At 48.5% G+C, this 233-nt stretch carries 1 rRNA gene; it reads right to left on the bottom strand.

Annotated features, from left to right (window positions below):
* Positions 1–151 precede the first annotated feature (151 nt).
* A 16S ribosomal RNA gene (locus EVJ28_RS14050) occupies positions 152–233 on the bottom strand; the annotation flags it as partial.

Below are 233 nucleotides of genomic sequence, written 5' to 3'. Positions count from 1 at the left end.
GATCTAGCGTTTCTAAGACACACGGTCCGAACGGACCATGCATATTTTTCTTGGTTTGATGTCTTGATGAATCTTCAGTTTTCAAAGAACAATCGAGGGACGAACCCTCAAAACTGAACGATGGGCAATGCCACATGGGCATTTTCCTTAGAAAGGAGGTGATCCAGCCGCACCTTCCGATACGGCTACCTTGTTACGACTTCACCCCAATCATCTGTCCCACCTTCGGCGGC

Source organism: Exiguobacterium sp. SH3S3, from assembly GCF_004337115.1.
Taxonomy (GTDB): domain Bacteria; phylum Bacillota; class Bacilli; order Exiguobacteriales; family Exiguobacteriaceae; genus Exiguobacterium; species Exiguobacterium aurantiacum_A.
The sequence above is the reverse complement of the archived record's forward strand: the minus strand, read 5'-3'. Positions and strand labels throughout refer to the sequence as shown.